Here is a 20173-nt window from a genome sequence, read left to right as displayed (position 1 = left end):
CCCTCCCATGCAGATGCTGGGAAGTGTAGACGCTGAAGCGCGCGCCAAAACCCGGCAGAGCTCACCTTGGGAACTCCACCTGGGGTCTCTGCGCATCAGGACAGGGGTAAGTGCTTGATGGCCTCCTCGAGAACCTTTGCGCTTCCGCCGGCATCCAGGGCAGCCCCAGTGAGCTGGTGAAACAGCTCCCGATAACGCTCGACGGCATCGTCGGTCAGCATGAACTGGGCGCTTTCGCGACCCTCCAGGTACACGAGCCCCGGCCCCTCCTCGCTCGCCAGGTCCATCTGGGCGAAAGGGCCACCGAGGACGGCCGGGATAGCCAGAGCCAACGGCGAGACCTGGATCGTGACGTTCGACCGTCCGTTTTGGACGTCGGCGAGCAGGGCGTTGAGTTGCTCCCGCATGACGGCAGGCGAACCCATGACGTGACGCAGAGCGGCCTCCCCGATCACTACACGTAGGTCGACCTCCCGGTCGCCTCGTTGCAGGATCTGCTGGCGTCCGAGTCGGAACTCGACCAAACGCTGCCGCTCCACATCGCTGCGCTCCGGGAAAAAGGCCTCCGTCACTGCTGCGGCGTAGGCCTCTGTCTGTAGAAGACCTGGCACGAGCTCGGGCTCGTACGACCGGATCATCGTGGCCTCGCCCTCGAACTCGACGAGGCGGCGCGCCTCATTGCTGGTCAGCTCACCTGCGAGGACGTCGCGGAAGGAGGCAAACCACTCTTCCTTCCGCGCGATCTCCGCGAGCGTGAGGATGCGCTCCTCCGTGCCGTTGGCTACGGACCTGGATGCGACGGACTGGTAGTGCGCGATGAGGGCTTTGACGTCGACCAGACGCGGGATCGTCCGGCCGTTCTCCAGCCGGCTAAGAGTTGCAGCTGACCTCTCGATGCCTCGTGCCGCCTCATCGAGTGACAGCCGGGCCCGGCGGCGGCTCTTCAGTAGCTCTTCGCCCAGGCGGCGGCGCGCTGCCGAGGGCGTCAGGCGCTCGCCTGCGTCAGGCCTCAAGCGTCCGCCCTCCTTTCGTCCGGACCGCGCTGGCCTGCCCTGAGGTCTGCACGCGCAACATGAAATTGCAACAAGACATACAGACTCCAACGACATCCCCCGCTGAGGAAACGACCGAGCGATGGACTTGGGTCCGACGGGCGGTCCGCTGAGCTGAACGGCACACTATGTAACGGTCGCGCAACCTGAAGCACTCATCGCGGCGCCCATGTAGCCGTAGTACGCGGCGAGCGGTCGTCGGTCGCGCATCTGGCGACCGTATCTGTCACCTGTCCCGGGCGCTAGCTGTAGTGCCCATGAGCGTTGTTGACGGCGTGTCGGCTTGAACATGGGGAGACCTCCGGGCGAGGTGTGAGTTGTCGACGCTCACCACCTGCACGGAGGTCTCATGGCCCACCGTAATGCCCGCCTGACCGTTCACGGCCGCATGCTGCTGATCGAGCGCGTGTCGGCCGGTCGCCCCGTCGCTCACGTCGCCGCGGAACTCGGGATATCCCGCGCGACCGGCTACAAGTGGTGGGCCCGCTGGCGCGCGGAAGGACCCCGCGGACTCCTCGACCGCTCCAGCCGCGCCCACCGCATCCCCCACCGCACCCCCGACCAACTCGTCCAGCAGATCGTGGCGCTGCGGGTCGAGCGCAAGCTCGGGCCGGCCCGCATCGCCCCACTGGTCGAGCTGCCCGCCTCCACCGTGCACGCAGTCCTCACCCGCCACGGACTGTCCCGGCTGGCCTGGCTCGACCGCCCCACCGGCACGCTGATCCGCCGCTACGAACGCGCCCGCCCCGGCGAGCTCGTGCACGTGGATGTGAAGAAGCTCGGCCGGCTGCGCGAGGGCGGCGGCTGGCGGGTCCACGGCCGCGACAGCCTCGAACGCCGCCGCGCCCGCTACCGGTCCCGGGTCGGGTTTGACTACGTCCACGCCGCGATCGATGACCACACCCGCCTGGCCTACGCCGAGATCCACCCCGACGAGAAAGCCGACACCTGCGCCGGGTTCCTCCGCCGCGCCGCCACCGCGCTCGCCGCCCACGGCATCCACCGGATCGAACGCGTCATGACCGACAACGCACTGGCCTACCGACGCTCCCACGCCTGGCGCGACGCCCTGGCCGACCTCGGCGCCACCGCCCGGTTCACCCGCCGCTACCGACCTCAAACCAACGGCAAAGCCGAACGGTTCAACCGCACCCTGCTCGAGGAATGGGCCTACCAGCGCCCGTTCACGAGCAACACCGACCGCGCCGCAGCCCTACCGGGCTGGTTACACACCTACAACCACCACCGCGGCCACACCGCCCTCGGCGGCCACGCACCCATCAGCCGCGTCAACAACCCAGCTGGGCATTACAGCTAGCCCGCGACACCGGGATGAGGGACGCAGGTCCACCCCATCCTTGCAGATTGCAATTGCGATCCGATCATGCGCGATGTAATCTCGCGATGCACGGCTCGTCTGGTCTCCTACCGTCAGGATCAGGTGGTCGACATGCTGCTCACAGTCACACTCGTAGGCATCGCCTTCCTCGTGGGGCTGGCGGTGGCGATCGGAGTCGAGTCCGGCTCTTACCGCAACGGGCGACGCGGCATCGCGGCTGCACGGCGCGAGTTGGCTGAGCGCAGTCGTCAACTCGACGAGCGTGAAGAAGGACTCGCCGTGGAGGGGCGGGAGCTTTACGAGTGGGAGGGGCAGCTCATCCGCGCCGCTGAGTGCGGCGGTTGCCCGATCTGCGAGCTGCGCCGGCTTCGTGGCGAGCGCCCGGCGAGCTGATTCATCGTTGACGTAGACGCCGCAGCTGCCGGGGCTTGATCATGGACTGCTGTTCCTGGCCACGAACCGGTCCGCATGCTCACGGGCGGCGTGGGGCCGGAGCCGGGGCGCGGTGCAGCACCGCCAGCGCGAGCGCGACGATGCCGACGGCGCCTGTGGCGGCCCCCACTCGCTGAAACAGGCCGACCAGACCGAGGGGTCCGACCTGGCCGGTGACGACACACAGGGCGACGAACAGCAGCGCCAGCCCGCGCGCCGCCCAGGCGTAGCGCGTCCAGCCGGACAGGCGGCTCATGGCCGAGCCGAGGAAGAGGAACGCCACGGCGAAGAGGAGCAGGCCGACGGCGCTGATCACGCTGTGGACGACCCCGTCACTCTCGGCGAGCTGCGCTGCCGCGGTGCAGCCGGGTTCTGCCTGGCTGCAGGGCAGCCGGCCGAACGCCGACGAGAGGTCCCCGACACCGTAGGCGGACAGCGCGAGCAGGAGCGAGCCAATTGCAGCCGGCCGGCCTGCGGGCCGCAGCATCGGCCACACCGATCGCGTCGCGAACCCGACCAGCGCCGCGCCGCACAGGGTGAACACCACGATCAGCACCCACGCCCCCGGGACACCGGTGGCGTACATGTCGCTGATCGAATGGGCGAGGACGCGGTAGCCCGGTGGCTGCCAGAGCGGGGCGACCAACCAGGTCAGCACGAAGGCGACGTGGGCGACCAGCGCGATCACCGCCCAGCGCCGGACGGTGCGGGTCGCGGGCGGTCGCCCGGTACCTCCGCCTTCGAGTGTCTTGAGCACGGCAGCCCCCTCACCGACGGCCCAGGAACGGTTCCGTGGGCGCGCGTGGTGACTCACCGTGCCGCGGGGGTGCCGCGATCGGTATCCACCATGCGTCCAGAGCTACGGATCGAAGGTCTGTTCGCCGGCGACCATCGTCGACGCGCGTCAGGTCCGGCCCGGGTTCTGCCTGCGGCCGACGACGAACCACAGCAGTGGGCCGAGGAACGGCGCGCAGAAGGCGAAGATGATCCAGACCAGCTTCATGCCTCCGCTCTGGTGACTGCCCAGCACGCTGATCAGCGCGGCGACGAAGAAAACGAGGTAGGCCAGAACGGCGAGAACCATTCCGGCGGCCACCACGGGACCCCAGAACTGCTGGGAGTCCTGGAGTGCTGTGACGGCGAGGGCCGGCGGCATCGGAACGTCTCCTTGTCACGGGGTCGAGGGGTGGTCCGCCCGAACGGGCCTGGTGCCTGTCCGTCCCCTCAGTCTGGGATCGACCGGGTGCCCTCACCTCGGCCCAACGGCTCCTCGTGGCCGTGCCGCGTCGTACTTCCGGTCGACCCCGCTGATCATGCGGAAGTCGTAGGGCGGACCGCGGCGGCCGCGATCAGCGACGGGCGAACCTGTGGTGGTAAGCCGGGGTCACGACCACGACAGCGAGGACGGCCATGCCGACCTGGAAGAGCAGGCCCCAGGTCGGCACCCCGGTCAGTGCGGCGATGGCGGTGCCGCCGAAGGCGCCGGCGATGGCGCTGAGGATCGTCCGCCCGGCCGGAATCCCCTGTCTGCGCCGCACGACACGGGGCCCGATCGCACCGACGATCAGCCCGACGACGATCGCGGACACGATGGGGAAGTAGGTCTGGATGGCCGAGATGACGGCGGGGTTCACGGCGGGGTTGGTGGACACGGTTCCTCCGGGGTGCGTCCAGGGGCCGACGCTGTCGACCCGTGGTGACGATCAGCTCGTCGATCCACCCCGTACACGACCCGGCAGCGGGATCCGGTTCAGCCGGTCAGGCCCAGCTCCACGGCGCGGGTGAAGTCGTCGTCGACCAGCACGACGTCGAAGCCGGCTCGGTCGAGCAGGCTCGCCGCGATGGCGGCCCGGAACCCCGAGGCGCAGTGCACCCACACCTGCCCGGTCGGGATCTCGCCGAGGCGGTCCAGAAGATCGTGCATCGGGATGTGTGTCGAACCCGGAATCGAACCCGCCGCCCGTTCGTCGGGACGGCGTACGTCCAGAACGACGGTGCGGGCATCCTCCCGCGCTCCGGCGAGCCGGTCGAAGGTCGCCCGCGGGTAGCCGTGGATGCGGTCGGGATCGGCCAGCTCGTCCGGGCTGCCGATCGCGGACCCGTCCGGGCGGTCGATGCCGATGCGCACCAGCCGCCGTTGCGCGTCGGCGATCTGCTCCGAGCTCTCGCCGACGAGAGTCAGTGGCGTCCCCCAGGGGACGAGCCAGCCGAGGTAGGTGGCGAACTGCCCGCCGAGCTCGATCCCGATCGTGCCCTCGATGTGCGCGGTGGAGAAGGCGGTGCGGGTGCGCAGGTCGACCACCCAGTCGCCGGCCTCGATCCGGGCCCGCAGCTCGGCGGGCTCCACCGGGGCGACGGGGGACAGGTCGGCCGGCCCCGGACCCTGCCGGTTCCGCGCACCCATGTGCGCGTAGTAGCTCGGGTAGGCGGTCAGCCCGGCCATCAGGCGTTCGACGAACGCGTCCTCGTCGGCCTCGGTGAGAGCGTCGTTGCGGGCGCGCTCCTGCGCGACGGTGCTGCCGCTGCCGCCGGTGGCGGAGCCGGAGGAGCAGAAGCTGCCGAAGCCGTGGGTCGGGTAGACCTCGTCCGCGTCGGCACTCAGCTCGACCAGCTTCCGGGCCGAGTGGTACTGCGCGCGGGTCAGTTCCTCGGTGCGCCGGGCGTCGACGAGGTCGGTGCGCCCGACGCTGCCGTAGAGCAACGACCCGCCGGTGAACAACGCGGCCGGCCCGTTCCCGTCCTCGATCCGGTACGAGAGATGGGTATCGGTGTGCCCGGGAGTCGCGACCACGCGGATGGTCATGCGGCCGATCCGGAGCTCCTCCCCGTCCCGTGCCGGATGGCGCTCGAACTCCACGGCGTCCGCCGCGGCCACCACGTAGCGGGCGCCGGTGCGCCGGCTCAGCTCCAGCCCGCCGGTCACGTAGTCGTTGTGGATATGAGTCTCCAGAACGACCGCGCACCGCAGGCCGAGAGCGGTGAGCACCGACTCGACGCGGTCCAGGTCGCGCTGGGGATCCACCACGATCGCTGACTGTCCGTCATGGGCGATGTAGCTCCGATCGCCCAATTCGCTGGTCTCGACGATGCTGACTGCGACGGCCATGACCGAACCCCTCACCCTCGGTAATGACCGTACATTAACTCCGTTCTACCACTCCCTGGACGAGACAGTGGTCACGTGAACTGGCGACCCCCGGGGGGCAGGCGCGCTACAAGATCTTCTCCACGGTGATCGGCAGGTCGCGCACCCGCTTCCCGGTGGCGTGATGGACGGCGTTGGCGATCGCCGGCGCGACCGATACCGCGGTCAGCTCTCCGAGACCCTTGGCGCCGAGTGGGCTCGCTTCCTCGTCGAAACCACCGGCGAACAGGACGTCGAGCTCCGGGATGTCCGCGTTGGTCGGCACCAGATATCCGGAGTAGTTGCGATTGGCGAACCGGGCGGTCGCCGGGTCGGTCTCCGACTGTTCGAGCAGTGCCTGCCCCACGCCCCAGATGATGCCGCCGATCGCCTGGCTGCGCGCGGTTTTGGGATTGATGATCCGACCGGCGTCGTAGGCTCCGACGAAGCGGTTCAGGCGAACCAGTCCCAGGTCCGGGTCGACCCGTACCTCGGCGAAGACCGCGGAGAAGCTGAACACCGCTTTCGGGCCGAGTGCCTCCTCCACCGGGTCGTAGTCCCCGTCCCCCACCAGTGTGGAGAGCCCGTTGCGTGCCAGCAGCTCCGCATAGGTGATCTCCAGGCTCGCCCTCGCCAACACCAGCCTGCCGTCGGCGACGAGCACGTCGTCGGGCTCCGCACCGGCGAACGGCGCGTCCCGGCCGGCGAGAGCCAGCTCGATCGCCCTGTCCCGTGCGGCCTTCGCTGCCAACATGACGGACGCTCCCGCGTTCGCCATCGTGGCCGACCCGATGGACGGATGGGACGCGGGCAACCTCGTGTCTCCGAGCCGCACGGTCACCTTCTCCGGCGCCACCCCGAGTGCGTCGGCAGCCACCTGTTGCATCACGGTGTACGTGCCCGTGCCGAGCTCGTGGGTGCCGGTCTCGACGAGCGCCGAACCGTCTCGGTGCACCGTCACCCGCGCCTTCGCAGGCCAGCGCCAGTGCGTGTAGATCGCGCTCGCCATGCCCTGGCCGATGAGGTAGCGACCATCGCGCATCGAGCGTGGCTCGGGCGTCCGCTCGTCCCAGCCGAAGCGCTCGGCCCCCTTCGTCAGGCACTCGCGCATCGCACGGGTCGAGAACGGGCGGCCGCTGTACGGGTCGATCTCGGTGTCGTTGAGCAGGCGCAGCGCGACCGGATCGACGCCGGTCGCGTAGGCGAGCTCGTCCATGGCGCTTTCGAGCGCGAAATGGCCGAGTGCCTCGTGGGGGGACCGCATCGCGGTCGGCGTGTTGCGGTTCACGTGGACGACCTTGTGGTTCGTCGCGATGCCCGCGCCGGCCGCCCACAGCGACCGTGCGGCCAACGCCGCATATTCGATGTAGTCGTCGAACACCGGCGTCGGCGAGATGCTGTCATGACGGATGCCGGCCAGCGTGCCGTCCTCGCCTGCGCCCAGCACCACCTGCTGAACGGTCGCCGCCTGGTGGCCCACCATCGAGTACATCTGCGCGCGGGTGAGCTGCAGCCTCACCGGGCGGTTCACGACCTTCGCGGCGAGCGCCGCCAGCAGGGTGTGCGGCCAGACGTAGGCCTTGCCGCCGAAGCCACCTCCGAGGAAGTGGGACACGATGGTGATCTTCTCCGGCGGTATGCCGAGCACGATCGACACCAGTTCCCGCGCACCGAAGATGTGCTGGGTCGTCTCGTACAGCGTCAGCGTCTCGTCGGCGTCCCACACCGCCGTCGACACGTGCGGCTCCATCTGGTTGTGATGGCGATCCGAGGTGGTGTAGGTCTGGTCGATCGTGACGGCGGCAGTGGCGATTCCCTCGTCGGCATCGCCCACCGACGACGCGACCGGCCACAGGAACGGCGGCGGGTCGACGGCCTCCTTCGCGGTCTCCCGGTTGAACACCACGGGCTGATCGGCCTCGTACTCGACCTTGATCAGGGTGCCGGCATACGTCGCCTGGTCGAGCGTCTCGGCGATCACCAGCGCGATCGGCTGACCGGCGTAGTGGACGGCGTCGGCCAGAAGTGGCAGGTAGGACTGCCCGTGGGGATGAAGGTGGCTCCACGGCTCGGGCGTCGGGTTCATCCGCGGCATGTTGTGGTGGGTGAACACGGCCACCACGCCGGGCGCCTCCTCTGCGGAGGTGGTGTCGATCGACACCGTCCGGCCGTTCGCGATGGTGCTGTGGACGATGGCGGCGTGTGCCATGCCGTCGAGCGGAACATCCGCGCTGTAGCGGGCTGCGCCGGTGACCTTGAGCCGTCCATCGGTGCGTGGCATCGGTTGTCCCACGGCGTTCATGCGCGTGCTCCCGCGGTCTGCAACGCGCGCAGAACCGCGCGTCGGGAAAGGTCGGCCTTGAAGGCGTTGTGGGCGAGTGGGCGAGCGTCGGTGAAGGAGGTGGCGATCGCTGCCTCGAGTGCCCCGATGTCGTCCAGATCGGCCCCGCGCAGCGCCGTCTCGGCCGCGGTGAGGCGCCAGGGCTTGTGGGCAACGCCGCCCATGGCGAGCCGCACCGAGCGAAGTCGGCGCCCCTCGGTCTCGACCGCCGCCGCCACGGAGACCAGCGCGAACTCGTAGGACTGCCGGTCGCGCACCTTGAGGTAGTGCGAAGCGCGCCCCTCGGCCTGGGCGCGCACCTCGACTGCGACGATCAGCTCACCGCGGCCGAGCACGGTGTCACGCTCCGGTGTGCCGCCCGGCAGGCGATGGAAATCCGCGATCGGGATCGATCTTTCCCCGGCGCGCCCGAGCACGACGACATCTGCTTCGAGGGCCGCCAACGCCACTGCTACGTCCGACGGATGGGTGGCCACGCAGGCGTCGGACCATCCGAAGATGGCGTGGTTGCGGTTGAGGCCGTCGAGCGCTGAGCAGCCGGAGCCCGGTCGCCGCTTGTTGCAGGCCGGGTCGTCCCCGTCGCGAAAATAGGAGCAGCGCGTTCGCTGCATGATGTTGCCGCCCATCGAGGCCATGTTGCGCAGCTGGCCCGACGCCGCGAACAGCAGTCCTTCGGCGATGACGGGGAAGCGCTCACGTACCTCGGCGTTCGCCGCGACATCGCTCATTCTGGCCAGTGCGCCGATGCGCAGGCCGCCGTCCGGTGTGGCGTCGACTCCTGCCAGACCGGGCAGGTCGTTGATGTCCAGCAGGTGCGCGGGAAACGCCGCGCCGTCCTTCATGAGACCCAGCAGGTCGGTACCGCCGGCGATATAGGAGAGGTGATCGTCCTGGGCGTGCGCTGCGACGGCGCGCCCTGGGTCGTCGGCGACCGAAATCGAGAAAGGATGCACGGTTTCAGCCTTTCTCGGCTGCTTCGGCGACAGCGGCGACGATATTGGGGTAGCAGGCGCAGCGGCAGAGATTCCCGCTCATGCGCTCACGGATCTCTGTGTTCGACAGACCCGCCACGGTGAACGGCTTCCGCACGTCGGCCGTGGCGGCGCTCGGCCAGCCCGCCTTCGCCTCGTCGATCACGGCGACGCCGGACATGACCTGCCCGGAGGTGCAGAAGCCGCACTGGAAGCCGTCGTGCTCGATGAAGGCCTCCTGCACCGGGTGGAGCTCGCCGTCCTGCTCCAGCCCTTCGATGGTGGTGATCTGCTTGCCCTCCTGCATCGCGGCCAGGGTCATGCAGGACAGGACGCGGCGTCCGTCGACGTGGACGGTGCATGCGCCGCACTCGCCCCGATCGCATCCCTTCTTCGTTCCGGTCAACCCCAGCCCTTCACGCAACGCTTCGAGGAGCGTGGTGCGTGGTTCGACCGCAAATGTGTGGGATGTGCCGTTGACTTCGAGTTTCACCGGCGCGGGCCGGATGTCTCGCTCAGTGGCATGATCGACGGCGCCACCAGGGTTCGCCTCGCCCATTCGCTCATTCCTTCCACCATGGCTTTCCGAACATCACGACCCGGCCGAGGACGGCCTGCACCCACTCTGAACGCGTCGCCCGCACATGCCTTCCCGGATGCTCCCGGGTTCTGCTTATGGCTCACCATCGGCAATTGCGGGAGCGCCCTGATCCGTGATCCTTTGTTTCAGGATGTGGCCCACCGATGATCGCGCCGGCAGAGCGTCCGAGTGCTCGGCTAGGACGCGGTGATATCCAGAGCGGAGATCAGGGCGGCGATGTCCCGGTGCCGAGTGGCGGCCGGCCAGACGGCCCAGGTCTGCCGCACGACCGGGTTGTCCACCAGCGGGTACCACTCCAGCCCCTTCGGGAGTGGCCGTCCCCACCCGGGTGCGGCGAGTCCGAATGCCCTGCCGGTGCCGATGCCGGCGAGCTTCACCTCGGGTGTGACCGGCCGGTCGTCCGTCGGCTGGTCGTCGACGACGATGCCCTGAGCGCGCAACGTCGCGGTGACCTGGTCATGCCACGCCGGGCTGTCCGACCGGGCGAAGCCCATCCAGTGCAGACCCGCGAGCCGGTGCAGGTGGACGCCGGTGTCTCCGCGGATCTCTCGGGCTCGGGCGGTGTTGAGGATGACGCCCATCGCCTCTCGGACGGCGAGCACGATGTCGAGCTGCGGATCGGTGGGGCGGTCGCGCACCAGGCCCACATCGAGCTCACCAGCGCGCAGGGCCGCGAGCTGGGTCGTGCTGGACGCGTGCACCACCGTGGCTCGTGTGTCGGGGTACGCCGCGGCGAGCTGTCCCAGAACTCTCGGCAACAGGTCCAGGGGAAGCTCCAGCGGCGCGCCGACGCGGATCCGGCCTGCCGTCACCTGCGACTCGGCAGCCGTCGTGACGGCAGCCATGGCGGCGGTGACCCGGTCGTGATGCTCGATCAGACCCCGGGCCTCGCGCAGCAGGGTCGCGCCGGCCTCGGTGGTCCGGGAACCGGCGTGGCTGCGCACCAACAGCCGCGCGCCGAGGCGGCGCTCCAGCGAGTGGATGGTCTGCGACAGCGCGGACTGGCTGACGTGCAGCTTCCGCGCCGCGGCGGACAGACCACCTTCTTCGACCACCACCACGAAGGCGCGCAGCTCACGGATTTCCATGCCGCCCATTGTGACGAGCGCAACCGGGACCGCGCTGCTCCTCGCCCCGGCCCGACCCCGGAGCGCTACGACCGGAGCAGGTCCACCGCGCGTTCGGCGACCGCGTAGACCGTGGCGTTGGTGTTGGCGGAGACGGGGGAGGGCATCACCGAGGCGTCCACCACCCGTAGCCCCTCGACGCCGCGCACGCGCAGGTCCGTGTCGACGACGGCGCCGTCGTCGACGCCGATGCGGCAGGTTCCCGCGTAGTGGTGGTAGCTGCGGAGGCTCCTGCGCAGGTACACGCGCAACGCGTCGTCGTCCTGCACATCGACACCTGGCTGGGCCTCCTCGCCACGCCAGGCGTCGAACGCCGGTGCCGTGCCGAGCTCACGGGCGGCGCGCAGGCCGGCGGCCATGGCGTCGAGGTCGCGGCCGTCGGCGTAGTAGCGCGGGTCGATCACCGGTGCCGCACCCGGCTCCGTACTGGCCAGCCGCACCGAGCCACGGCTGAACGGTGCCATGAGCGAGACCGCGATCGTGTAGCCGGCGCCCGGTTCCGGGCCGGGGAGCGTGGCCGTGCGCATCGGCACGACGGCGCAGAACAGCTGCAGGTCGGGCCACGGTGCTCGGGGACTGCTGCGCACCGTGCCCTTCACCTCTGCGCCGCCGTTCTCCATGAACGTCGGGAGGGGCTGCGCGGAGCGGTAGATGAGGGTGGTCATGGGGTGGTCGTGGAGGTTGGCGCCCACGCCCGGAAGGTCGGCCACCACGTCGATCCCGAGCTCCCGCAGATGGTCCTGGGGGCCGATGCCGGAGAGCATCAGCAGCTGCGGCGTGCCGATGGTGCCTGCGGTGACGAGGACCTCCGTGCCGCACTCCGCGGTGACCGTCTCGGTGCCGACGCTGTACCGCACGCCGGTGCACCGTCCTCCGTCGAGAACGAGCCGGTGGACCAGCGCGTCGGTGACCAGGTCGAGGTTGGGCCGGTCGAGCACGGGGAGCAGGTAGGCGTCGGCGGCGCTCTGCCGCCTGCCGTCGGCGATGGTGAGCTCCGTCCAGCCGAAGCCCTCCTCCAGGCCGCTGCTCGCGTCGGCCGCGATCGGGTGCCCGACCTGCCGGGCCGCGTCCATGGCTGCCTGGGACAGCGGGTGCGGTGACGTCGACGTCCAGACCGACACCGGCCCGTTCCGGCCGCGGACGGCGGGGTCGCCGCCCTTCACGTTCTCGGTGCGCCTGAAGTAGGGCAGCAGATCGTCGTAGCCCCAGCCCTGCGCCCCTGCCGTGACCCACGCGTCGTGGCTCGCCCGATGGCCCCGGACGAAGGCCAACGCGTTGATCGCAGAGGAGCCACCCAGGCCGCGTCCCCGTGGCCACGCCTCCGTCCGGCCGATGCCGTCGAGGACGACGGTGTGGTCACCCCAGTCCATCGAGGAGCCCGTGAGGGTGGGCCAGGCCCGGGGGGTCGCCACCGCGGGCAGCGGCTCCCGGCTGCCGGCCTCGAGCAGTAGTACGCGCGTGCCCGCGTCCTCCGAGAGGCGGGCGGCCAGCACACATCCGGCCGAACCGGCCCCGACGACGATGTAGTCGTATCCGGATGTCTCAGAAGCCACGAGCTGTCCAGCCGTTCGCACTGCTCAGATCGCCCCTTTTGCCGGGTCGCCTGCCGGTGCCGGGGTCAGCACCTGGACGTCCATCGGGGCGCTCAACGCGCCGTCCAGCACGCCCATCAGCTCCAGCAGTGCCGGGCTCTTCGTGTGCGCCTCGAGGGCCGCCTCGTCGGCGTACTTCTCGATCATGACCAAGCGGTCGGGACCCTGGTGCATCGCGTATCTGAGCACGCGCGGTTCCCGCTCATGAGTTTGTTCGATCGCCTTGCTGAGCGCCGCCCGAACGTCGTCCCACCGGCCTTCGGCCGGCGACATGGAGGCGATGACGACGACCTCTGATGTGGACATGTACTTCTCCTTACCGGGAAGGGAAAAGGTGCTGGGGTGCCTCAGACCGCGGTGCTCCCGGCGTCGACGTGAATCGTCGAGCCCGTCACGTAGCTGGTACGGGGCGAGGCCAGGAACAGGACCGCCTCCGCGATCTCGTGGGCCCGCGCCGTACGGCCCAGGGGAAGCGTCCTGGCGATGTCCTCGATGCTCTCGCCCCACTCCAGCAGCACCCCGGCGGTGCGGGTGGGGCCGGGGCTGACCGCGTTCACCCGCACGCCACTGGGGCCGAACTCGGCGGCCCAGGTGCGCGTGAGCGAGGTGAGCGCCGCCTTCGACGCGCTGTAGGCAGAAGCGCCGGGGATGCCCTTCGACGCGGCGATGGAGGTGATGTTGATGATGCTGCCGCGGCCCTGCTCGAGCATGTGCGGCACCAGTTGGGCGACGAGGAAATAGGCGCCACGGACGTTGGTGTCGAAGATCCGCTCGAACGAGGCGACCTCCTGCTCGACCGTGGGAGCGACAGGGAACGAACCGGCGCCGTTGACGATGATGTCCACCGGCCCGGCCTCCCGGGCGAGCTCGGCGACGGAGTCGAGGTCGGACAGATCGGCAGCGAAGAACCTCACCGAGCCTGCCTCGTGGATCTCCTCGACCGCTTTCTTGCCGCGTTCCACGTCGCGCCCGGTGATAATGACGTCGGCGCCTTCCCGGGCGAGTAGCCGGGCGGATTCGAGACCGATTCCGGCGGTGCCGCCGGTGACGAGTGCGGTCTGACCGTGCAGTTCCATCGTGGAGCCTCCAGAGCTGATCCTGTCGAGCTTGCTCCTGACTGAACCGGCTCCGGCGGTGCGCTATTGCTTCTGACCAGTGGGATAACCGTGGGACGGGTATAAGAGCTACTTCTGGCCGGACCGGCCGTCAGAGGAGCGGGCCCGACGGCGATCATCACGTCCACAGTGCCGCACCACTCGGCGTAGGACCGCGAGACCACCCGGTCCTTGGCCAGGTGCACCCAGTCCCACACGGCGTGGCCGAGCCACCCGGCGGCCACGAGGTACCGCCCGAGGTCGGGATCGACCACCAGTCCGGCCACCGCGAGAGCTCCGAACCCGGCCATCCCGACGAGCTGCAGCCGGAAGTCCCGCTCCCGATGGTGCCCGTGGCTGGTGCCCCAGATCGCCGCGGCGAGAGCGATGGCAAGGAGGACCACGGAGGGCGCGAGCCAGTCCTGCAGCCTCAGCGCGATGAACAGCGCGATGCACACGAAGAAAACCGGCCAGGTCGCGCGCCGGAAGTGCAGGGCCGCCACGATCACGTAGAGCATCGGCAGGATCAGCAACGCCTCGGCGAGGCGGTGGGTGGCGTCGTCCGTGACCTCAGCGAGGAGTGTGTCGGCGCCGGCTGCGACCCCGAGGACGGTCGGCCAGCGCTTCGCCGCGGCGGCCAGGGCACGTGTGGTCCGGGCTCGGGGGCGGCTGGGAGTGGAGGTAGGGGGAGGAGTGGTGTTCATGGACATCAGGCTCGTTGCCGACCGGCGCACGTCACAGATGCGTGATGTCATCGCCTGGCCATGCGGTTCGCATGGTCCACGTGTGCGCGAACCGCGCCGTGGTCAGAGCCAGCCGTGTTCGCGCGCCGTGGAGATCGCCTCGGCCCTGCTGGCTGCTTCGAGCTTCGCGACGGCCGCGGCGAGGTAGTTGCGCACCGTTCCCGGCGACAGGTGCGCCTGCCGGGCGATGACCGCGACCGGGATGTCGTCGCCCGCCAGCCGCAGGACGTCGAGCTCGCGAGGTGTGAGGGGACATTCCGGAGCCAGCAGCGCCTCGGCGGCAAGGGCCGGATCGACGTAGCGCCCGCCCTCGTGCACGCGGCGGATCACCTCGGCCAGCAGTGCTGCCGGTGACCCCTTCGGCACGAACCCGCGCGCTCCGCTCCGCAACGCGCGACGCAGCAGCGGCGGGCGACCGTGACCGGTCAGGATGACGACAGCGCACGACGGCGCCGCCGCCGCGATCTCGACGGTGGCCTCCAGGCCGGACAGCCCGGGCATCTGGAGGTCGACGACCGCGACGTCCGGCCGGTGCGCCAGGACCTGCCCGACGGCAGCGCGCCCGTCGCCGGCCTGGGCCACCACCTCGATGTCGGGCTCGAGCGCCAGGAGCGCCGCCACCGCACCGCGGATGAGGTCTTCGTCGTCGGCGAGCAGGACGCGGATCATGCGGGCACCGGAACCCTCGCCGTCAGGGTGAACGTGCCGGCCTGCGCATCCACGCTCACCGTGCCGTCGACCTCGGCCAGGCGATCGGAGAGGCCACGCAGGCCCCCGCTGTACCGGTCGGGCGCAGCGTGGACCACGCCGTCGTTCGTCACGACCATCCGGACCTGCTCGGGTGGGGTGTCGACGTCGATCGTGCAGCGCGCGGCGCGGCTGTGGCGCAGCACGTTGGTGACCGCCTCGCGGAGTACCGGCACCAGATGCGACGCCTCGGCGGGCAGGTCGCGGTCGGGAAGGCGCACGACGCATCGCACCCCGGCCGACCGGAGCACCTGCTCGACGGCGGAGATCTGGTCGCGCAGATCGACGGCCCGGTAGCCGTGCACCGTCTGCCTGACCTGGGCCAGCGCCGAGGTGGCCAGGCGCTGGATCTCCGCGGCCTGCTCGCCGGACCGTTCGGCATCGATCGGCGCCAGCCGTTTGGCCAGCTCCGCCTTGAGCGCGATCACTGACAGGTCGTGGCCGAGGAGGTCGTGCACGTCGCGGGCGAACCGGAGACGCTCCTCGCTCACCGCGAGCCGGGCCAGCGCGTCCTGCCCGTCGCGGGCCTGGACGACCAGCCGCCACAGCCCGATCTGCAGACCGTTGATCAGGGCCAGGCTGGCGCCGATGCCTGCGGTGATCAGGACGTACTCGACGACCGCGCCACCGTTGGCCCACCCCACGGCCGCCGACACGGCAACGGTGAGCACGACCGCGGCGCTCGCAGCGGGCACACCGCGCACCAGCAGGGGCACGGCCCCGATGAGTGCGGCACCCAGCCAGGCCCAGCTCTCCCACCGGCCGGACTCCGCGCCCAGCGGACCGACGAGCGGAACGGACACGATCGCCGCGCCGAGCAGAGCCGACGACGACAGGTGACGGCGCCGGTAGGAGAGCCCGGGCCGGAACTCGTCGACCAGCGCCCAGCCGAGACCGGCGCTGAAAGCGGCGATACCGACCGCGCCGAGCAACTGCCGCGTGAGCCGCTGCTCCACCCCGATCCCGATCACCGGCATGGCGACGCTCGACACGAACATGATGCCCAGAGCGGCGAGGGTGACCAGGCGAGCGCGCCGGTAACCCTCCTCGAACTCGATCTCCGCCCAACCGATCGGGGGGACAGCGCGGTGGAGCACGTCATGACGGCCGGCTTCGCCGGAACGCACGTGACCACCTCCCGTCGGCGTGCTCGTCGTCCGGAGGATCATTGCGTACCCGGCAGGGGTATGAACAGTGGGCGCAGGCCGGCGCCCGCGGCCGGGCTACGAGGGCAGCACGGCGGCGCTGTGGCCGGCCTCCTGCGCGACGCGTTCCAGCCGGTCCCGGTGGTTGCGCCACCGCTCCTGGTCGCCCGGGGCCATGTTGTCGTTGTCCTTCCGCAGCCCCGCCGCCCCGTCGATGAGCTCCCGGACGATGTCGGCGTGGCCGGCGTGCCGGTGGGTCTCGGCGATCATGTGCACCAGGATCTGGTGCAGCGTGACCTCGTTGCGGGGTGCGGGCCAGTGCGGCACGCGGCCGGGCGCGTCGAGTGCGAGCGCCTCGACCGTGGCGTCCGTGTGCGCCCACGCCCGGTGGTAGAGGTCGATGATCTGCTCGCGCGACTCGTCGGCGGTGGCCCACAGGTCGGCGTCGGGTTCGGCGTCGTCCTCGAACCAGGGCAGGGGTTCGTCCGACGGCCGGCCGAACGTCTCACCGAAGTAGCCGAGCTCGACGCTGGCCAGGTGCTTCACCAGCCCCAGCAGGTTGGTGCCCGTGGGCGTCAGCGGGCGGCGGCTGTCGTACTCCGACAACCCGTTGAGCTTCCACAGCATCGCCTCGCGAGCGACCTGGAGATAGCGGTGGAGATCCGCTTTCGGGTCAGATCCGGTCATGCCGCGCAGCTTGCCACCGGGCTCCGACGAATCCCGGATCACTACGCTTGACCCTCTCACCGTGTGAGGCCCTGTACTCGGAGCCGCCATGTTCACCATCGGAGACTTCGCCGGGCACGGCCGCGTGTCGGTCCGCATGCTGCGTCACTACGACGCCATCGGGCTGCTGCGCCCCGCGCACGTCGACCCGGCCACCGGTTACCGGCACTACCGGGCCGAGCAGCTCATGCAGCTCAACCGCATCGTCGCGCTGAAGGACCTCGGCTTCAGCCTCCACCAGGTCCGGTCGATCCTCCACGACCGCGTGAGCGCGGAGGAGCTGCGAGGGATGCTGCGGCTGCGGCGGGCCGAGCTGGAGACGGTCATGGCCGACGCGGCGGCGCGCATGGCCAGGGTCGAGGCGAGGCTCCGGACGATCGAGAGCGAGAACCACATGCCCACCGACGGCATCGTCGTGAAGAGCCTTCCGGCCCTGCGGGTGGCCGAGCTGTCCGGCACCTCGGGGAGCTTCGACCCGCGGGAGATCGGGCCGGTCGTCCGCATCCTGCACGAGGAGCTGCGCGGCTGCCTGGACGCCGCCGGGGTACCGGCGACCGGCCCCGGCGTCACCCGGTACGAGGACGTCCCGGGCACCGGCGGCGTGGTGGTGCGGGCCGGCCTGCCGGTCGCCCCGGACGTCGACCACGTCGAGGGCGCGCGGGTCGTCGATCTCGCCTGCGTCGACCGGGCCGCCACCGTCGTGCACTGCGGGTCGATGGACGAGTTCCTGCCCACCGTGCAGGCGCTGGCCCACTGGCTCGGCGCCAACGGCTACGGCTTCACCGCGGAGCACGCCCGCGAGCTCTCACTGGCCCGTCCCGAGGACCGCGCCGAGTGGGTGACCGAGCTCCAGGTGCCCATCGCCGGCTGACCCCCGGCCCCCGGGCCGGATCACGGCAGCGAGGCGGGCAGTCCGAGGAGCGCGAAGTGGTCGGGGCCGATGAACGAGGTGACCTCGGCGATCCGGTCGCCGCGCAGGGTCAGCACGTCGATCGACCAGCCGAGATGGGCACCGGCGTCGTCGTCCCAGAGGTAGCAGCCCACCGCGGGCTGGCCGTTGGCGCTGGTGGGGAGGTGTCGCCACGATCCGCAGGTCAGCGGGACCCGCACGGCGAAGTCGGTGACGGCTTCCAGACCGCGGTACCAGTGCGGCAGCGGCGGCATCTCCCAGGTGACGTCCTCGGTGAGCAGCGCGACCAGTGCGTCGGCGTCGCCGCGTTCGATGGCGGAGGAGAAACCGGTGACGATCTCGCGCCGGCGGGCGTCGTCGATCTTCCGCAGCGTCTGCTGCTGGGAGGGGGAGGGCACCTTCTCGGCGACGATCACGCGGGCCCGCTGCAGCGCGCTGTTCACCGCCGCGCGCGAGGTGTTCATCATCGTGGCGATCTCGGCGGTGGAGAAGCCGAGCACCTCGAAGAGCAGCAGCGCCGCCCGCTGGTTGCCCGGCAGGTGCTGCAGCGCGGCGACGAAGGCGAGCTCGACGGCCTCGCGCAGTTCGTAGCGTGCGTCCGGGCTGAGCGGGCCTTCCGCGAGGGTCGCATCGGGATAGGGGCCCAGCCAGGCGACGTCTCCCCGCGGGGCGGCGTCGACCACGGCGCGTTCGCTGGACGGCCCGAGGTCGACGGGCAGCGCGCGCCTGCCGCGGCGCCGGACGCTGTCGAGGCAGGCGTGGGTGACCACCGAGTACAACCACGAGCGCAGCGAGCTGCGCCCCTCGAAGGCCGCGAGCCCTCGCCACGCTCGTAACAGGGCGTCCTGCAGTGCGTCGTCGGCGTCGTGGGTGGAGCCGAGCATGCCGTAGCAGTGGGCGTGCAACTCCCGGCGCAGTGGCTCGATGAGGCGGGAGAAGGCGGCGTCGTCACCGTCGCGGGCCCGGGACAGGTCGTCGGCCGCCGGAACTGCGGTCTTCTGAGAGATTTCGCCCACGAACGATGATTCTGCCCGACGGCGGGCGTCCCCATCCCTGACCGAGCACCACGCCCGTGCCAGGAGGCCCCATGAACGCCCCGACCGTTCCCGCCACCGTCGCGACCCTGGAGGTCCCCGGCGCACGGCTGTACTACGAGGTGCGGGGCCACGGCCCTGCGGTCGTGCTCGTCGGCGCCCCGATGGACGCGGCGGCCTTCGCGCCGCTGGCCGACCTGCTCGCCGCCGACCACACCGTGCTCACCACCGACCCCCGCGGCGTCCACCGCAGCCAGGTGGCCGACCGCGACCGGGACTCCACCCCGGACATGCGCGCCGACGACCTCGCGCGGCTGCTCACCCACCTCGACGCAGGGCCGGCCGCGGTCCTCGGCTCCAGCGGCGGTGCGGTCAGCGCGCTGGCCCTCGTCCAGGCCCACCCCGGTCTGGTGCACACCGTCGTGGCCCACGAGCCCCCGCTCACCGAGCTGCTCGACGACCGGGAGCAGCTCCGCGCCCAGACCGAGGACATGATCACCACCTACCTCGCGGGCGACGTCACGGGGGCGTGGACGACCTTCTTCGCCCAGGCCCGGATCGACCTGCCCGATGGCGCGATCGAGCAGATGTTCGGCGGAGAACGCGACCCGCAGTCGGTCGCGGACGAACACCACTGGTTCGCCCACGAGATGCGCCCCACCACCCGCTGGCAGCCCGACCTCGCCGCCCTGCGGGACAGCCCGGTCCGCATCGTGGTCGGCATCGGCGAGGAGTCCGGTGGCCAGATCTGTGACCGCACGTCCACCGCGCTCGCCGCCGCCCTCGGCATCGCACCGACCCGTTTCCCCGGCGACCACACCGGGTTCGTCGACGATCCCGCGCGGTTCGCCGCCCGGCTGCGCGCGGTCCTGCACGACAACTGATCCGGAGCCGACGATGACGCAGACGACCACCCAACCGCTCGACCACGCCTTCACCGCACCGATCGAGAAGGACGGCGCCTTCGCCACCTACGTGACCGTGCCGGACTCCGCCGAGCTCCTCGGGACGAGGCGGCCCGTCAAGGTCGCCGGAACGATCGACGGCCACCCGTTCACCGCCACCCTCATGCCGTCGGGCAGCGGGCCGCACTGGCTCCCCATCAAGGCGGCCCTGTGCAAGCTGATCGGCAAGCACGAGGCCGGGGTCGAGGTGGCCTTCCACCTGGAGCAGCGGCTGAGCTGAAACGGCGACG

General features: G+C 70.6%; 22 protein-coding genes. 5 read left to right on the top strand and 17 right to left on the bottom strand.

The features are described from left to right. Window positions 1-95: 95 nt before the first annotated feature. Window positions 96-1013 (bottom strand): helix-turn-helix domain-containing protein, encoded by a 918-nt coding sequence (locus tag ACQPZA_RS35055; RefSeq protein WP_433276616.1) that lies wholly within the window; start codon window positions 1011-1013, stop codon window positions 96-98. A gap of 388 nt (window positions 1014-1401) precedes the next feature. Here ACQPZA_RS35055 and ACQPZA_RS35050 point away from each other — a divergent pair, with 388 nt between their 5' ends. Together ACQPZA_RS35050 and ACQPZA_RS35045 are read left to right on the top strand one after the other, a co-directional pair. Next, window positions 1402-2370, top strand: a complete 969-nt coding sequence (locus tag ACQPZA_RS35050; protein WP_433276614.1) for an IS481 family transposase — start codon at window positions 1402-1404, stop codon at window positions 2368-2370. 123 nt (window positions 2371-2493) lie between these two features. Next, complete coding sequence (locus ACQPZA_RS35045; RefSeq protein ID WP_433276612.1) at window positions 2494-2784, top strand: hypothetical protein; 291 nt, start codon at window positions 2494-2496, stop codon at window positions 2782-2784. 79 nt (window positions 2785-2863) lie between these two features. Here the strand turns inward: ACQPZA_RS35045 and ACQPZA_RS35040 are convergent, their stop codons facing one another. The 15 genes from ACQPZA_RS35040 to ACQPZA_RS34970 form a co-directional block, all read right to left on the bottom strand. Further along, window positions 2864-3580 carry a DUF998 domain-containing protein gene (locus ACQPZA_RS35040; RefSeq protein ID WP_433276609.1) on the bottom strand — a complete coding sequence of 239 codons (717 nt, stop codon included), beginning with the start codon at window positions 3578-3580 and terminating at the stop codon, window positions 2864-2866. A 147-nt stretch (window positions 3581-3727) separates the two neighbouring features. Further along, entirely contained in the window at window positions 3728-3979 is a 252-nt protein-coding gene (locus ACQPZA_RS35035) for a PLD nuclease N-terminal domain-containing protein (protein WP_433276607.1), read from the bottom strand. Window positions 3980-4172: 193 nt separating this feature from the next. Further along, on the bottom strand, window positions 4173-4475 hold the full coding sequence (locus ACQPZA_RS35030) for a GlsB/YeaQ/YmgE family stress response membrane protein (RefSeq protein WP_433276605.1): 303 nt from the start codon (window positions 4473-4475) through the stop codon (window positions 4173-4175). A 98-nt stretch (window positions 4476-4573) separates the two neighbouring features. Beyond that, window positions 4574-5929, bottom strand: coding sequence for an MBL fold metallo-hydrolase (locus tag ACQPZA_RS35025; protein WP_433276602.1), 1356 nt, complete (start codon window positions 5927-5929; stop codon window positions 4574-4576). A 106-nt stretch (window positions 5930-6035) separates the two neighbouring features. After that, window positions 6036-8228, bottom strand: coding sequence for a xanthine dehydrogenase family protein molybdopterin-binding subunit (locus tag ACQPZA_RS35020; RefSeq protein ID WP_433276599.1), 2193 nt, complete (start codon window positions 8226-8228; stop codon window positions 6036-6038). Window positions 8229-8245: 17 nt separating this feature from the next. After that, a complete protein-coding gene (locus ACQPZA_RS35015; RefSeq protein WP_169395831.1) occupies window positions 8246-9241 on the bottom strand; it encodes an FAD binding domain-containing protein in 996 nt (331 codons plus the stop codon). A gap of 4 nt (window positions 9242-9245) precedes the next feature. Further along, the gene (locus tag ACQPZA_RS35010) at window positions 9246-9818 is read right to left on the bottom strand and encodes a (2Fe-2S)-binding protein (protein ID WP_433276596.1); all 573 of its coding nucleotides are present in this window, start codon (window positions 9816-9818) and stop codon (window positions 9246-9248) included. A 218-nt stretch (window positions 9819-10036) separates the two neighbouring features. Further along, entirely contained in the window at window positions 10037-10948 is a 912-nt protein-coding gene (locus ACQPZA_RS35005; RefSeq protein ID WP_433276594.1) for a LysR family transcriptional regulator, read from the bottom strand. Between the two features lie 65 nt (window positions 10949-11013). Further along, window positions 11014-12540, bottom strand: coding sequence for a GMC family oxidoreductase (locus tag ACQPZA_RS35000; protein ID WP_433276592.1), 1527 nt, complete (start codon window positions 12538-12540; stop codon window positions 11014-11016). A gap of 24 nt (window positions 12541-12564) precedes the next feature. Next, the gene (locus ACQPZA_RS34995; RefSeq protein WP_433276590.1) at window positions 12565-12885 is read right to left on the bottom strand and encodes a putative quinol monooxygenase; all 321 of its coding nucleotides are present in this window, start codon (window positions 12883-12885) and stop codon (window positions 12565-12567) included. 41 nt (window positions 12886-12926) lie between these two features. Then, on the bottom strand, window positions 12927-13607 hold the full coding sequence (locus ACQPZA_RS34990) for an SDR family NAD(P)-dependent oxidoreductase (protein WP_433283114.1): 681 nt from the start codon (window positions 13605-13607) through the stop codon (window positions 12927-12929). Continuing rightward, entirely contained in the window at window positions 13490-14377 is an 888-nt protein-coding gene (locus tag ACQPZA_RS34985; RefSeq protein ID WP_433283174.1) for a hypothetical protein, read from the bottom strand. The genes ACQPZA_RS34990 and ACQPZA_RS34985 overlap by 118 nt, the downstream gene beginning before the upstream one ends. Window positions 14378-14479: 102 nt before the next feature. Then, complete coding sequence (locus tag ACQPZA_RS34980; protein WP_169395825.1) at window positions 14480-15085, bottom strand: response regulator transcription factor; 606 nt, start codon at window positions 15083-15085, stop codon at window positions 14480-14482. Beyond that, window positions 15082-16290 carry a sensor histidine kinase gene (locus tag ACQPZA_RS34975; RefSeq protein ID WP_433276588.1) on the bottom strand — a complete coding sequence of 403 codons (1209 nt, stop codon included), beginning with the start codon at window positions 16288-16290 and terminating at the stop codon, window positions 15082-15084. Before ACQPZA_RS34975 ends, ACQPZA_RS34980 begins: the two co-directional genes overlap by 4 nt. A gap of 96 nt (window positions 16291-16386) precedes the next feature. After that, window positions 16387-16995: a DinB family protein gene (locus ACQPZA_RS34970; protein WP_433276585.1), complete on the bottom strand. Its 609-nt coding sequence runs from the start codon at window positions 16993-16995 to the stop codon at window positions 16387-16389. 88 nt (window positions 16996-17083) lie between these two features. On the opposite strand from ACQPZA_RS34970, the gene ACQPZA_RS34965 reads away from it, so the two are divergent. Further along, window positions 17084-17905 (top strand): MerR family transcriptional regulator, encoded by an 822-nt coding sequence (locus ACQPZA_RS34965; protein WP_433276583.1) that lies wholly within the window; start codon window positions 17084-17086, stop codon window positions 17903-17905. Between the two features lie 20 nt (window positions 17906-17925). On the opposite strand, the gene ACQPZA_RS34960 is transcribed toward ACQPZA_RS34965, so the two are convergent. Further along, window positions 17926-18951, bottom strand: coding sequence for a sigma-70 family RNA polymerase sigma factor (locus ACQPZA_RS34960; protein WP_433283112.1), 1026 nt, complete (start codon window positions 18949-18951; stop codon window positions 17926-17928). 80 nt (window positions 18952-19031) lie between these two features. On the opposite strand from ACQPZA_RS34960, the gene ACQPZA_RS34955 reads away from it, so the two are divergent. Beyond that, a complete protein-coding gene (locus ACQPZA_RS34955; protein WP_433276581.1) occupies window positions 19032-19862 on the top strand; it encodes an alpha/beta fold hydrolase in 831 nt (276 codons plus the stop codon). A 13-nt stretch (window positions 19863-19875) separates the two neighbouring features. Then, window positions 19876-20163 carry a DUF1905 domain-containing protein gene (locus tag ACQPZA_RS34950; protein ID WP_433276579.1) on the top strand — a complete coding sequence of 96 codons (288 nt, stop codon included), beginning with the start codon at window positions 19876-19878 and terminating at the stop codon, window positions 20161-20163. The last annotated feature ends 10 nt before the right edge of the window (window positions 20164-20173 follow it).

Source organism: Pseudonocardia xinjiangensis, assembly GCF_050948425.1.
Lineage (GTDB): Bacteria > Actinomycetota > Actinomycetes > Mycobacteriales > Pseudonocardiaceae > Pseudonocardia > Pseudonocardia xinjiangensis.
Note: the sequence above shows the minus strand (reverse complement) of the source record. Positions and strands in the feature narration are given on the sequence as shown.